At 57.1% G+C, this 13220-nt stretch carries 18 protein-coding genes; 7 read left to right on the top strand and 11 right to left on the bottom strand.

Going from position 1 to position 13220, the window contains the following annotated elements:
• Positions 1 to 9 precede the first annotated feature (9 nt).
• On the top strand, positions 10 to 381 hold the full coding sequence (locus I5192_RS17960) for a hypothetical protein (RefSeq protein WP_255611995.1): 372 nt from the start codon (positions 10 to 12) through the stop codon (positions 379 to 381).
• A gap of 11 nt (positions 382 to 392) precedes the next feature.
• Here I5192_RS17960 and I5192_RS17955 read toward each other — a convergent pair whose 3' ends face one another.
• The 9 genes from I5192_RS17955 to I5192_RS17915 are packed head-to-tail and all read right to left on the bottom strand — an operon-like array spanning position 393 to position 4923.
• Positions 393 to 887 carry a flagellar basal body-associated FliL family protein gene (locus tag I5192_RS17955; protein ID WP_223117448.1) on the bottom strand — a complete coding sequence of 165 codons (495 nt, stop codon included), beginning with the start codon at positions 885 to 887 and terminating at the stop codon, positions 393 to 395.
• An 11-nt stretch (positions 888 to 898) separates the two neighbouring features.
• Positions 899 to 1630: a flagellar basal body L-ring protein FlgH gene (gene flgH, locus I5192_RS17950; protein ID WP_170395282.1), complete on the bottom strand. Its 732-nt coding sequence runs from the start codon at positions 1628 to 1630 to the stop codon at positions 899 to 901.
• Complete coding sequence (gene flgA / locus I5192_RS17945) at positions 1630 to 2043, bottom strand: flagellar basal body P-ring formation chaperone FlgA (protein WP_170395279.1); 414 nt, start codon at positions 2041 to 2043, stop codon at positions 1630 to 1632. Before flgA ends, flgH begins: the two co-directional genes overlap by 1 nt.
• Positions 2043 to 2828 (bottom strand): flagellar basal-body rod protein FlgG, encoded by a 786-nt coding sequence (gene flgG / locus I5192_RS17940; RefSeq protein WP_170408683.1) that lies wholly within the window; start codon positions 2826 to 2828, stop codon positions 2043 to 2045. Before flgG ends, flgA begins: the two co-directional genes overlap by 1 nt.
• 21 nt (positions 2829 to 2849) lie before the next feature.
• Positions 2850 to 3560, bottom strand: a complete 711-nt coding sequence (locus I5192_RS17935) for a flagellar hook-basal body complex protein (protein ID WP_223117447.1) — start codon at positions 3558 to 3560, stop codon at positions 2850 to 2852.
• Complete coding sequence (locus I5192_RS17930) at positions 3560 to 3832, bottom strand: flagellar biosynthetic protein FliQ (RefSeq protein WP_170395271.1); 273 nt, start codon at positions 3830 to 3832, stop codon at positions 3560 to 3562. The genes I5192_RS17935 and I5192_RS17930 overlap by 1 nt, the downstream gene beginning before the upstream one ends.
• A gap of 3 nt (positions 3833 to 3835) precedes the next feature.
• Positions 3836 to 4126, bottom strand: coding sequence for a flagellar hook-basal body complex protein FliE (gene fliE, locus I5192_RS17925; protein ID WP_170408685.1), 291 nt, complete (start codon positions 4124 to 4126; stop codon positions 3836 to 3838).
• A 12-nt stretch (positions 4127 to 4138) separates the two neighbouring features.
• On the bottom strand, positions 4139 to 4525 hold the full coding sequence (gene flgC, locus I5192_RS17920; RefSeq protein ID WP_170395265.1) for a flagellar basal body rod protein FlgC: 387 nt from the start codon (positions 4523 to 4525) through the stop codon (positions 4139 to 4141).
• An 11-nt stretch (positions 4526 to 4536) separates the two neighbouring features.
• On the bottom strand, positions 4537 to 4923 hold the full coding sequence (locus I5192_RS17915; RefSeq protein ID WP_223117446.1) for a FlgB family protein: 387 nt from the start codon (positions 4921 to 4923) through the stop codon (positions 4537 to 4539).
• 107 nt (positions 4924 to 5030) lie between these two features.
• Between I5192_RS17915 and I5192_RS17910 the strand changes: the two genes are divergently transcribed.
• The 6 genes from I5192_RS17910 to I5192_RS17885 all read left to right on the top strand — a co-directional run bounded on the left by I5192_RS17910 (position 5031) and on the right by I5192_RS17885 (position 12259).
• Positions 5031 to 6356 carry a FliI/YscN family ATPase gene (locus I5192_RS17910; protein WP_370644459.1) on the top strand — a complete coding sequence of 442 codons (1326 nt, stop codon included), beginning with the start codon at positions 5031 to 5033 and terminating at the stop codon, positions 6354 to 6356.
• Positions 6357 to 6439: 83 nt separating this feature from the next.
• A complete protein-coding gene (locus tag I5192_RS17905; RefSeq protein ID WP_223117444.1) occupies positions 6440 to 7279 on the top strand; it encodes a flagellar motor protein MotB in 840 nt (279 codons plus the stop codon).
• A 98-nt stretch (positions 7280 to 7377) separates the two neighbouring features.
• Positions 7378 to 8673 (top strand): flagellar hook protein FlgE, encoded by a 1296-nt coding sequence (locus I5192_RS17900; protein WP_255611994.1) that lies wholly within the window; start codon positions 7378 to 7380, stop codon positions 8671 to 8673.
• Between the two features lie 33 nt (positions 8674 to 8706).
• A complete protein-coding gene (flgK, locus tag I5192_RS17895) occupies positions 8707 to 10158 on the top strand; it encodes a flagellar hook-associated protein FlgK (RefSeq protein ID WP_170395253.1) in 1452 nt (483 codons plus the stop codon).
• A gap of 2 nt (positions 10159 to 10160) precedes the next feature.
• Entirely contained in the window at positions 10161 to 11168 is a 1008-nt protein-coding gene (locus I5192_RS17890; protein ID WP_170647284.1) for a flagellin, read from the top strand.
• Entirely contained in the window at positions 11165 to 12259 is a 1095-nt protein-coding gene (locus I5192_RS17885) for a flagellar basal body P-ring protein FlgI (RefSeq protein ID WP_223117443.1), read from the top strand. Before I5192_RS17890 ends, I5192_RS17885 begins: the two co-directional genes overlap by 4 nt.
• Positions 12260 to 12297: 38 nt before the next feature.
• Here I5192_RS17885 and I5192_RS17880 read toward each other — a convergent pair whose 3' ends face one another.
• Both I5192_RS17880 and I5192_RS17875 read right to left on the bottom strand, forming a co-directional pair.
• The gene (locus I5192_RS17880) at positions 12298 to 12942 is read right to left on the bottom strand and encodes a DUF1523 family protein (RefSeq protein ID WP_170395244.1); all 645 of its coding nucleotides are present in this window, start codon (positions 12940 to 12942) and stop codon (positions 12298 to 12300) included.
• A gap of 10 nt (positions 12943 to 12952) precedes the next feature.
• A complete protein-coding gene (locus I5192_RS17875; protein ID WP_223117442.1) occupies positions 12953 to 13219 on the bottom strand; it encodes a hypothetical protein in 267 nt (88 codons plus the stop codon).
• Position 13220 lies beyond the last annotated feature (1 nt).

Raw genomic sequence — 13220 nt, 5'->3', positions numbered from 1 at the left:
CAAGATCGCATGGGCAACCTTTTGACCGTCGCCGAAGCTGTTTATCAACGGGAACACCAAAAATTGCACCCTTTGTTGCAGCGCGAAGCCCAGTTGCTTCAGCAATTGACGCGTCTGGATTCTCAATTAGCCGAAGTAAAATCGACGAGTTCACAGTCGGATGGCTATCAGGTCACCGGCGCAGACCTGTTGTGGCACGGCTGGGAATCTTTGACACGGCGCAACCTGAACACCGAGTTGGCGCGCCTGCGATCACAAAAGCTTGCGGCAATGGAAGAATTGCGTGGGGCATTTGGGCGCAAACTGGCCGTTGCCGATCTGTCGCGCCGCCTGCAGGAACACAAGCGACGCGTGCGACAATCTAAAGCTCAGGAATCGTAACCCCAACCCGTTCAGGTATCCTGTCGGCTGACACTCATGATCAGAACTTGCGAGACATCTTCGCCCAGATCCTTTCTCGCAACCTCCAGCAACGCATTGCGCAAAGCCGTCAGGTTGTCTGACCGCGTGAATGCGCCGTCAAACCCGCCGATATTGGCGTGATCAAACAGAACTTGCAGAAACCGGTCCCTTAATTTTGGCTCGATCTCATAAAACGCTTCGGCAATCCCCGGCCTCACCTCAAGGCTGAGGGACATGGTGACGAGCGCCGATATCTCGTCCTCAGAAACCACGGGGACCACGAACTGTTTGGTGAGTTTCAGATACTCATATGTTTCTGATTGATCATCTTTGCCGGGTTTAGTTTTGTTTTTCTTGTCTTCATTGGGTTTTTGCCCAACCTCCGCAAGATCTTCAGCTTCCCCGGAAGGGGACAATAGGATCCGGGCGCCCGCACCGGCAGCCAGGCCGAAAACCAGAAAAACGATCGGTAGTAGTTTTCCCATCAGAACGGCCCTCAGAACGGTAGCAAGGTATCAAGTATCTGTTGTCCATAGCGTGGTTGCTGCACATCCGTGATCTGCCCGCGGCCACCATAAGACACCCGCGCTGACGCGATCTTGTCATAGGTGATTTCATTCTGGCGCGAGATATCTTCGGGGCGGACATAGCCCGAGACCAGCAGTTCCCGAAGTTCGAAATTCACCCGCAGTTCTTGCGATCCAGAAATCGAAAGCACACCGTTAGGCAGCACGTCGACGACCGTTGCCGCCACGCGCAAGGTCAGTTTCTCTTTGCGTTTGACCGATCCCTTCCCTTTGCTGACCGAAGCGGAGTCAATTGAAACGGCATCATCAAGTGAGGCCCCTTCAGGTAGTCGTTCACCTGCACGCTGCGGCAGGCCGAAGAGTTCCGGCACTGCAAGGCTTTCCGACCCCGCGCGCGATCGATTGGTATCGTTGGAAATTTCGGCCTTTTCATCCAGCTCGATCACGACCGTTAGAATGTCCCCTTTTTTCATCGCGCGCTGATCCCCAAGCAAGGAATGCTGACCGCCACTCCACAAAGATGACTGATCAACGGTTCGCTGAGGCTGGCTGTGCAAAGGTAGTCCGGGCCACAGCATCGCTACATGCTCAGGCGATTCCGTGTTTGGTGTCAGGCTGGGCGGCTTGCCAAGGTGGTCCAATCGTCCACACGCCGCAACACTCAGAACGACAAATAGCAAGGGTTTCGAAAGGCTCGGCATCATTTAACCTCAATTTGTCCATCGGGACGGATTACGCCCGTTACTGTCGTGCGAGACGCCAGATTCATGACACGGATACGCTCGCCTGCTGCGCCCCGACCCAACGCGCGGCCTTCGGCAGTGATCGATAGCGCGACGTGATCGAACACCAGCGTCACCAGATCGTTTCGGTCCACAATCGCAGGCGGACCGACATCGGCAGGGCGGATTGGCCGACCTGGATAAAGCGCAACACGTGCCTCCTGACCGATAAGATCCTCTGGCCTACGAACCGCCCCATTGACCTCAGTGGTTTTGATTTCGAGGTCGGATGAGACAATGACCTCTTTGGCGCGGATCGTGCGGGTCGGCACAACGATCTCGGCCAAGCTTGGCATCGGCATCATGCATAGTATGAAGGTTAACAGGCGCATCACCGCACCTGCGTGGTCGCGCCCATCATCTGGTCGACGGCGGAAATAACTTTGGCGTTCATTTCATAGCCACGCTGCGCTTCGATCAGTTCCGTGACCTCGCGCACCGCATCGACAGAGCTGTCCTCAAGATAGCCCTGCCGCAATGTTCCCAGCCCATCTTCGCCCGGGGTGCCGACCACCGGTGCACCCGAGGCTTCGGTTTCCTTGAAGAGGTTGCTACCAATGGCCTCAAGACCCTTGGCGTTCGAGAAGCTGGCCAGCGTAAACTCGCCCAGCAACTGCCCCTCGGCCGTATCATCGAAATAGGCATAGACCTCACCCGCCGCATTGATCGAGATCGATCTGGCATCGTCTGGAATGGTAATTTCAGGGGCAACGGCAAAGCCATCAGAAGTTACGATCAGACCTTCGGCCGAACGTTTCAGGCTTCCGTCTCGGGTAAAGGCGGATTGGCCATTCGGCATGGTGACTTCAAGGTAACCTCGCCCTTCGATGGCGATATCCAGATCACTGCCCGTTGCCGAGAGCCCACCCTGTTGCAGCTGTACGGTGACGGCGGCAGGGCGCACGCCCAACCCCAGCTGAATACCTGTCGGAAGGACCGTTCCATCCGAGGCATTGACCGCCCCGGCGCGCGCCATCTGTTGATAGTGCAGATCGGCAAACTCGGCCCGGCGGGTGTTGTAGCCGGTTGTATTCATATTCGCGAGGTTGTTTGAAATTGTCTCAACCCGCATCTGCTGTGCGGTCATGCCCGTAGCCGCGATCTTCAATGCTCGCATGTCGTATTCTCCTTCCGGTAATCAGCGCATCAATGCCTTAAGCGCCCCGCGAACCCGTTCGTCTTCGGCCTCAAGAAAACTCTGCCCGAGCTCGTAGGCCCGCTGAATTTCAATCATCCGGGTCACCTGACCAATGGCATTGACATTCGATCCTTCGAGGAACCGATGCAGCACGACCGGCTCGCCCACCGGTTCCACCTGCCCGCCTGCACGAAAATGTGTGCTTCCTTCGCGCACCAGGTTTTCGGGATCAGCGACGTTGTAGACACCGATCTGGCTCAGAAATTGTCCATCGACGCTCATCGTGCCGTCGCTGCCAACATCGATCGTTGCGGCGTCGGGCGGGACAAAGACCGGCGCGCCATTGCTGTCCAAAACCCGGTGCCCGTCCATCGTCACCAGATCGCCCTCAGCATTGGGTGAGAAACTGCCGGAACGCGTCAGGCGGTTCCCAGCGGACGTTTCGATCATAAAGAACCCGTCCCCTTCGATGGCAAAGTCGAAGGACCCGCCTGTCTCGGTCAGCACACCTTGTTGCAGAGAAGTGTTTCGAACCTGCGCACGGCTGAGCGATAGTGAAGGATTGCCCGGCATATCCCGGACGAATTCGGAGAACACCAGCCCCTGCTGACGATACCCGGTCGTGTTGGCATTGGCGATATTGTTGGCCACCATTCGCATCTCATCCATGAGACCGGATTGACGGGACAAGGTGACATAAGCGGTGTCCATTAGCGACCTCCGGCAATAAGCGGGACCAATGTCCCGGTAAAAAACGTAACAAGGGTCTGGGTCATGAAACCCATCGACATCCAGAACACGACCACGATTGCAATCAGCTTAGGCACGAAGGTCAGGGTCATCTCCTGAACCGAGGTCAAGGCCTGAAACAAACCAACTGTAAGGCCCGAGATCAGCGCCACCGCCAGGATCGGAACCGACGTGATGACTGCAACCCAAAGTGCCTGGCGCACGATGTCGTAGAACAGACCTTCGCTCAGCATCGTTCAGACCGGCATCCGCAAGATTTCCTGATAGGCTTCAACGACTTTGTTCCGAACAATCACAGCCGTTTCCACTGCCAGCTCTGTCTGCGCCAGCGCCTGAACCAAAGCGTGCGGGTCGGCCTGCCCAACCATCGAAGATTGCGTGACTTGCTCGCTTTGTTTCAGCGTCGCCACGAAATCCTGAAACGAGGATCGCAGCCCTTGCGCTGTCCCCTGATGTTCGGGGGCGGCCTGCGTTGCAGGGCGCGCCCCCGTATAATTCTGCGCGGCGGTAAGTGAGCGAACATCCATTCTGGTATTCCTTTATTTACGGAGTAGATCCATCAGACTCGATGACATCTGCCGGGTCTGGTCGAACATCTTGAGGTTGGCTTCATAGCTGCGCTGCGCCTCTCGGGCGTCTGCGATTTCGATCATCAGATCGACGTTTGATCCTCTGTAATGGCCAGTCTCATCAGCCATAGGGTGGCCAGGATCATAAATTCGGCTCAGGTCGCGACGATCGAGTTTGACGCGCCCCGCCTGGACCATCTCTTTTCCGTCCCGTTCGACTGTCTCAAACGGGACTGTCTTACGCCGGTATCCGGGCGTATCGGCGTTCGAGATGTTCTCGGACACATGACGCAACCGCGCTGCTTGCGCACGCAGTGCGCTAGCCGACGCGTCCAACGAGTAGGAAAAATCGCTCATCGTGAAACCCCCTATGCCCGGCCCAGACTCGTGCGCAGCACACCGATTGAAGACTTGTAGATCGCTAATGCCCGGTCATGTTGTCGCTTGACCTCGACAGCTTTCAGCATCTCTTCTTCCAATGAAACACCATTGCCATTCGGATCGCTCGAAGCCGCGACCGTGAATTCAGCCCAAAGCTGAGCGCGCACATCACCATTCAGATGACCCGTCCGAGTCGCGGTCATCGCGACCTCTCGGCTCGTGTTTTCAAACGCTGTCTGGAAGGCTTCAATATCGCGGGGCTTGTATCCCGGCGTATCCGCGTTGGCCATGTTGCGCGCAACAACCGCTTGCCGTTGTCCGGCATGGGTTGCCATTGCGTACGCAGTCTTAAAGACGTTCAGGTCATTGAACATCGGGGCTTCTCCCTCGATCAATTTCAATCAAGGCTTAACCCCGATTCCTTTAGAAACCGTTTTCAACAAATCTATTTGGAGGACCTGCGATGGCCGATCTCGATCCGATGCGTCTGAAATGCGAATTCGATAGGATGTCGGCGGTACACCATATCGGGCGTGTGACCGGTGTTGCGCGCGGCGTGGTTGAAATCGATGGTCTGACCGCCCAAGCCCGGATCGGGGATCATCTGACGCTGCGCCGACAAAAAGGCCCGGACCTGCCGGGCGAGGTCCTGCATGTCGAATCAGGCGCGATCCATATGCTGCCAGCCTCCGCACCCGATGGCGTAAGCCTGGGGGATCAGGTCTCTCTCGACCAGATGCCTGCCTTTGCGCCCGGAATGCATTGGCTTGGGCGGGTGATCGATCCGTTTGGCAAACCTCTGGACGGCAAGCCCCTGCTGCCTGGCACGCTTAAACGTGACCTTATGCAGGCCCCGCCAACTGCGGTATCGCGCAAGCCGCTGGGCGGTCGTATGGAAACCGGGTTGGCCATCCTCAACACGATGCTGCCCATTGTCCAGGGTCAGCGAATCGGCCTGTTCGCTGGTTCAGGCGTTGGCAAATCGACACTTCTGGCGACGCTTGCCCGCTCAGTCCAGGCGGATGCTGTGGTCGTTGCATTGGTGGGCGAACGCGGGCGCGAAGTGAATGAGTTTGTCGAGAACGCCCTGGGTGCCGAAGGTCTGAAACGATCCGTCGTCGTGGCCGCAACCTCGGATCAATCGGCCCTGATACGCAGACGGTGCGCATGGTCGGCCATGTCGGTGGCGGAATACCTGCGGGATCAAGGGTTAAACGTTCTGTTTCTGGCCGATTCAGTTACTCGTTTTGCCGAAGCGCATCGCGAGATTGCCGCCGCAATGGGTGAGGCCCCATCGCTACGTGGCTACCCGCCATCGGTCACGCCGCTGATTGCAAACCTGTGCGAACGGGCGGGTCCCGGAACTGCCGATCAAGGTGACATCACCGCAGTCTTCAGTGTTCTTGTCGCGGGTTCTGACATGGACGAGCCCATTGCGGACATTCTGCGCGGCGTCTTGGACGGACATGTCGTGCTGAGCCGAGACATCGCCGAACGCGGGCGCTTCCCAGCGATTGACCTCAGCCGATCCGTATCACGCAGCCTACCAGGTGCGGCGACCGCAGATGAGAACCAGTTGATTACAGAAACCCGCAAGCTGGTCGGCAGTTATGAGCAATCTGAGGTGATGATCAAAGCCGGTCTCTATGCCGAAGGAACAGATGCTTTGTTGGATCGCGCCGTCCGGGTCCACGAAGAGCTAGATAGCTTTTTTGCGAAGGCCGATCCCGATGGTATCGAAAACAGCTTTAATCGATTATCTCTGGTTTTAAGGCGCGCTGGTGTAAACCCGGTGTCGCAGTCTTAGAATTCAGAACAGTTTTAAGTGTTAAGCCCACCTTAACACCTGCCCTGCTAGGCCAGTAAGCGGGTGAATAGAAGGTGGTGGAGATGGGTGCGCAATCCAATGCGGCGCCAATCATCATCAAGAAGAAACGTGTATCGGGTGGCGATTCTCACCACGGTGGTGCGTGGAAGGTCGCGTATGCGGACTTTGTCACTGCCATGATGGCGTTCTTCATGTTGATGTGGCTGCTGAATGCAACGACCGAGACGCAACGCAAGGGTCTGGCGGATTATTTTTCGCCCACGATACCGGTCAATCCGGTCTCGGGCGGTGGCGATGGTGCCTTCGGCGGTGACAACATGTTTTCGGAAAAAACCATGGTTATGGATGGATCAGGTGCCAGCAATCGGAACCCCACCGAGGCGAAACAGGCGCGCGGATCAACCGGCGTGGATGCGAAAGGCGGCGGTAAGGGTGCGTTCGAAGATTTCTCGTCGCTCGAGGCGCAGTTGCTGGGGCGCGCTGGGGAAAGCCTGGTGTCCGATAAGATGCGCAAGCACATCGTGACCCGCGTCACCGACGAAGGGCTGGTGGTCGAGCTGTTCGCCACTGAGGATCAACCGTTGTTCGAATCGGGGACAGACACGCCAACCCAAATGATGCGCGCGCTGACACTTTTGGTAGCGCGGTCTTCTGATCTGGTGACAAACGCAATCGCGGTCGAAGGGCATGTGCGGTCTGCGCCCGTCGTGTTGGCGAATAACCCGGTCTGGGATCTGTCGACCGCGCGGGCGCAAAGCACCCGCCAACTGCTGCAGAACAAAGGCATCCAGCCACAGCGGTTGGACCGCGTGACTGGGCACGCGGACCGAGAGCTTTCGGATAAAAACCCCATGGCGATACGCAATAATCGGATTGAGATCATCTTTTTACGCAACCCTTAAGGGGTAAAGGATAGACAGCATTTTAGCTGTTAGCCGGCTGTTAAGGGCCAGTGCGGTACGTGTTGCATCAACGAATGACGCAACAAAAGGGCGTACCGATGACCATATCCTCTTCGCTGAATGCCGGTGTGGCAGCGTTGAAGGCCAACGCCAACAGGCTGGCCACGATCTCTGACAACATCGCCAATTCATCGACATTTGGCTATAAAAGAGTCGAGACCGACTTTCACTCCATGGTCACGTCTGGTCAGGGCGGCAGCTATTCGGCAGGCGGGGTCAGAACCACCAGCCAACGCCTGATAGATCAGCGCGGATCGCTGGTAACCACCAACAATTCAACCGATCTGGCCGTGCGCGGTAGAGGCATGCTGCCTGTCCGTCCCAGTTCGCAGATCGCGTCAGGTTCAAATGAGATGCTGCTGACCACGACAGGCTCATTCCGCACCAATGAGGAGGGATATCTGGTCACACAATCCGGCCTTGTACTTCTTGGCTGGCGTGCCAATCCAGATGGCTCGATCCCCAGCGTCCCGAGGGATACGCCCGCCGCTCTGGAACCCATTCAGCTAAGCGTTAATCAACTTTCGGGCGCCCCCACAACATCCATGAACCTGCGGATGAACCTGCCTGCAACAGCGACCGACGCCGGTGCTCCGGGTGACACGCAGCCCTTGTCGGTCGAGTATTTTGACAATTTGGGCAAGTCTGAAAGCGTCGATATCGAATTGGTCCCCACCGTTCCTGCAACCGGCAGCAGCAATGAATGGACCATGACATTGCGCGATTCAGCCTCGGGCGGTGCTGTCATCGGAGAATATACCCTGACCTTCACCGATAGCCGTACAGCCGGTGGTACACTAGCCAGCGTCACCGCCGTGACCGGCGGTGCCTATGACCCGGCAAACGGCAGCGTTGTCGTCAACGTCGCCGGCGGACCGATGGAGATCAACATCGGCCAGATCGGCGATGCGGACGGCATTACACAGCTTTCCGATACCTTTGCTCCGGTTTCGATCACACGCGATGGTTCGGCCGTTGGCACGATGACAAGCGTACAGGTTGATGAGAACGGCTATGTCTATGCTTTCTATGATACTGGGGTCAGCCGCCGGATGTTCCAGATTCCGCTGGCCGATGTGCCGAATCCAAACGGTCTGACGGCGTTGGACAGTCAGACCTATGCCCCCTCGCGCGACAGCGGCACCTTTTTCTTATGGAACGCGGGTGAAGGTCCAACAGGCGATCTCGTGTCTTTCGCACGCGAGGAATCGACCACCGATGTCGCCACCGAGTTGACCTCAATGATCCAGACCCAGCGGGCCTATTCCTCAAGCGCCAAGGTCATTCAGACTGTGGATGAGATGCTGCAGGAAACCACCAATATCAAACGCTGATCTGATGATTGATCAACGAAAGGGATGCGTCCGATGAATATGTCGACAGCACTGAACAACGCTCTGGGCGGGCTGAGCGCAGCCAGCCGTGGTGCGGCGGTGGTTTCAGGAAACATCGCCAACGCCTTGACCCCGGGATATGCTCGCAGATCGCTTGAACTGGCGACCAGCGCAGTTTCTGGTAATGGCGTTCGTGTCGTTGGTATCACTCGGCACCAGGATCCGGTACTGATCGCAAACCGCCGTGCGACCGATGCAGACCTGATGGCAGCCAAAACCGTGGCGCAATTTCATTCAAGTTACGAGAAACTGTTGGGGGCAGCCGACGATGCCACTTCGATCTCGGCCAGACTGGCCCAATTCGAAAGCAGCCTGATTACAGCTGCAAGCCTGCCCGGCTCAGCCCAACGGCTGGATCAGGCCGCCCGTGCAGGCGGTACATTGAGCACAGCGCTCAATACAGCGTCCGAAGGGGTGCGGCAAATGCGATCCGATGCGGATCGCACGATAGGCAAACAGGTCGATACGCTGAATCAGACTCTGAAAGACATCGAGAAACTGAATGCTCGTATCCCCGCTGTCCGCAATTCGGGCGGTGATATTGGCGCGCTGTTGGATCATCGTCAGATTCTGGTCGATCAAGTCAACGAGTTGGTGCCTGTCAACGCGATCGCGCGCGATAATGATCAGATTTCCCTTTATTCCGATGGCGGGTTGATCCTGCTGGAAGGAACCGCGGCCGAGTTTTCGTTCTCGACCACAGGCGATACCATGCCGCATATGACCGTTGGCAACGGGTTGTTGTCCGGGCTCGAGATCAACGGCCGACCCGTTCGCGTGAGCGGAGAGTTCGCCCAAATCCGAGGCGGCGCATTGATGGCCCAGTTCTCGGTCCGCGACGAACTGACCGTCGAAGCGCAAGCCGATCTGGACGCCGTCGCCCGCGACCTGATCGAGCGCTTTGAAACCACCGGGTTGGACCCGACCGCTGCCGCGACCGATCCGGGCGTCTTCACGGATGACGGCAGCCGCTTTGATCCGGTTTCTGAAACCGGTCTTGCGTCGCGCATCTCACTAAATGTTGTGGTCGACCCGGATGCAGGGGGTGACAGCTGGAGATTACGCGCGGGTCTGGGGGCATTGATCCCCGGTGCGCCGGGTGATGCCAGCCAGTTGCAAGCTTTTGGGGCCGTTCTGACCGACTCGCGCCCGGCCCCCAGCGTGGGGTTTGGGACAGGCACGATGCGCGCGGCCGAGATCGCCGAGGCGTTGCTTTCCAAAGCCGGGGCAAACGCACACACAGCTGACCAGCGCAGCAGTTTTGCAGCAAACGCGCAGCTGGAGATGCAAAAAGTCGTCGCGGAGCAAGGTGTTGACAGTGACGCGGAACTGCAGCGCTTGATGCAGATCGAGCAAGCCTATGCCGCAAACGCACGCATCGTCGCTGTCGTGGATGAACTGATGGATACCCTGTTGAGGTTATGAACATGACACTGAATTCGATCGGGGATCTGGCCCGCGGCCTTACCCTCAGAACTCGCAGCGCCGAGATCAAATCACAAATCGAAACACTGTCGTATGAGATGTCCACCGGCAAGGTGCAGGATATCTCGGGTCGTCTGGGTGGTGATTACTCGCACCTACTGGATCTAGATCGCAGCCTGGAACGGTTGGACGCGCTTTCCATCGCCACCGCCGAGGCGCGGCTATTCACGGACGCAATGCAATTGAGCCTGACAACGCTAAGCGGCTCGGTAGCCGAGATGTCAGCGTCGCTGCTATCATTCGGTACGGCGAACCAGACCGTGACACATGAACAAGCATCGGTTCAGGCACGAAATGAGCTCGACACAATGATCTCAGCCCTGAATACGCGGGCGGGAGGGCGCAGCCTGTATTCCGGAACGTCGACTGACGTCTCACCTCTGCCCTCCGCTGAAACATTATTGACAGCGCTGCAGGCCGAATTGACAGGGCTGACCTCCCTAACAGATATCCAACAGGCCGCTGAGGATTGGTTCAACGACCCCGCCGGATTTGATGCGGTGATGTATCAAGGTGGCACAGACACCTTGGCTCCGATGCAGATTTCCGAGAACGAGCGGATCACTCTTCCGATCACTGCGACAGACCCCGCGCTCAAGGACGCTTTGCGCGATGTTGCGGTTGCGGCTCTGGCCACAGATGATGCGCTTGGATGGACACCTGATCTACGAACCGCATTGTTCACGCAACTTGGTGTTGAGTTGGCCAATACACAGGATGCGACGGTCAATTTGCGCGCCCAGGTCGGCGCGGCTGAGGCGCGTGTGGAGCAAGCCGCAACGCGCAACGCCGCCGCAAAGACCAGCGCTGAGCATGCGCGCAATGCGTTGATCGCTGCAGATCCCTATGAGACTGCGGCACAGTTGCAAACCGTGCAGTTCCAACTGGAGAGTCTGTATTCCGTGACCGTTCGCAACGCCAACCTGTCACTGGTGAATTTCCTGAGATGAAGATACTCGTATTCCTTTTGATAACCTTACCCTGCATTGCCAATGCGGGGGCCATACGCCTGAAAGATCTGGTGGATTTCGACGGTGTCCGCGGCAATGATCTGGTTGGCTACGGCCTTGTGGTTGGCCTGAATGGCACCGGCGACGGCTTGCGCAATTCTCCGTTCACCGAAGAGATTATGTCCAACATTCTCGAACGGCTGGGCGTAAACGTGAATGGCGAAGATTTTCGCCCCAAAAACGTCGCCGCCGTATTGGTCACCGCCACCCTACCACCCTTCGCGCGCGTCGGCGGTCAGATTGACGTCACCGTCTCTGCCATCGGAGATTCCAAAGGACTTCTTGGGGGGACATTGATCATGACACCCCTGAATGCAGCAGATGGTCAGATTTATGCCGTGGCGCAAGGGACAGTGCTAGCCGGAGGCGCTGCGGTTGAAGGCGAAGCAGCGTCGGTTGTAAGCGGGGTGCCGACATCGGGCGTCATACCCTCGGGCGCGCGTGTGGAGCGCGAGATCGATTTTCAGCTTGCTGATTTGACTCAATTCAGACTGGCGTTGAGAGAACCGGATTTCACGACTGCAAGCCGCATAGAGGCCGCCATCAATAAGGAATTCAACCGAGCGGTCGCACTCATGCGCGATTCCGGCACTGTGGAGTTGAGCATTGAGGCGACGCGGGCCGTATCAACCGCGCACGCCATTGGACGTATTGAAAACATTCTGGTCGAACCCGAAAGCAAAGCCCGCGTCGTGGTGGATCAAAGATCGGGCACAATTGTCATGGGTCGGGACGTCAGGATTTCACGCGTGGCGGTATCGCAGGGCAACTTGACCCTCACGGTCGAGGAAGCCCCGATTGCTGTTCAGCCAAATCCGTTTGCGCGAGGCGAAACAGTCGTTGTTCCGCGCACCAACGCTGGGATCGAAGAGGAAGAAGGAACGGGGCTTGCAGAAATCCCCGAGGCAACCACCTTGTCCGAAGTGGTCGCCGGGTTGAACGCCTTGGGCGTGTCGCCACGCGATATGATCGACATCCTGAAAACCATCAAGGCTGCCGGGGCGCTTCATGCTGAGTTCATCGTGAGATGAGCAGTCAGACCACAGCGTGCGCCTTTTGGTGTACGGTTTTACTTGGATTTCCAACTGTCCAGCCAGCGGCGAAAGCCCTTGCGCTTTTCATCTATTGCATCACCAGCGGCGTAAAGACCATCTTCCATGTTCTCCAAAACAGGATCGATCTTCTTTTGCCGAAACCGCCGCCATCGAACCCAGATGGCCCAAACCAGCGCAGCAAACACAGTCAGGAAGACGATATTGAACCACGGGATGATGCGGACATCCGGCCCCTCGACATGCCGGATGAAAATTGCGTTGGGAAAAATCGACATGAATTCATTCCGCCAGCCGTAGTGCGTTACGACCACCCAATCGGGGTTATCTTTGGTCGACTTGGCATCGTTGGCCTCGGTGTAAAGGTTCGCAGTGTCGAACTTGAAATAAGGCGGCCAGCCCCAACCGGTGTCTTCGTTGCGATAGACAATCGGCTTCCCGTTGGCGCGTACGGCCTGAATGAACTGTACATCGCGGTTTGACAGGCTGGTGGATTGATCTTCAGGCTCGGACCAGAAGATTCGCGTCCAGTCCGTCAGGTCCTGACGTTCCTCGTAGGTGTTGACGATCCGCACCACATCGTGCTGCGGTAGGGAATACTGCAAGATCACGGCGATCGTGCCCCAGAAGATGATAATGAACGCCCATTTCACATAGGCCATGCCTTAACCCTCACATGTAATTCACGATGTAGATCAGCGCGCCAATCGCCACCCAAGGTACAATATAGACACCCAAAATCAGTTTGCGCCGGAATGAGTTGTCGTAGACGTGCAAACCTCGCGCAACAAACGCTTCTTTGTTACCGGTTTTGCCCTTTTCGTCCCACCACGTCTCCAACTTTCGCCGCCTAACTCCTCGCGAATAAAAGGACAGCGCGAAATAGGCAATCGTCTGGATCACCAGCAGGATCAGAAACAGGCGCAACGCTCCGAACATC

Source organism: Ruegeria sp. SCSIO 43209, from assembly GCF_019904295.1.
In the GTDB taxonomy this organism is placed as follows: domain Bacteria; phylum Pseudomonadota; class Alphaproteobacteria; order Rhodobacterales; family Rhodobacteraceae; genus Ruegeria.
The sequence above is the reverse complement of the archived record's forward strand: the minus strand, read 5'-3'. Positions and strand labels throughout refer to the sequence as shown.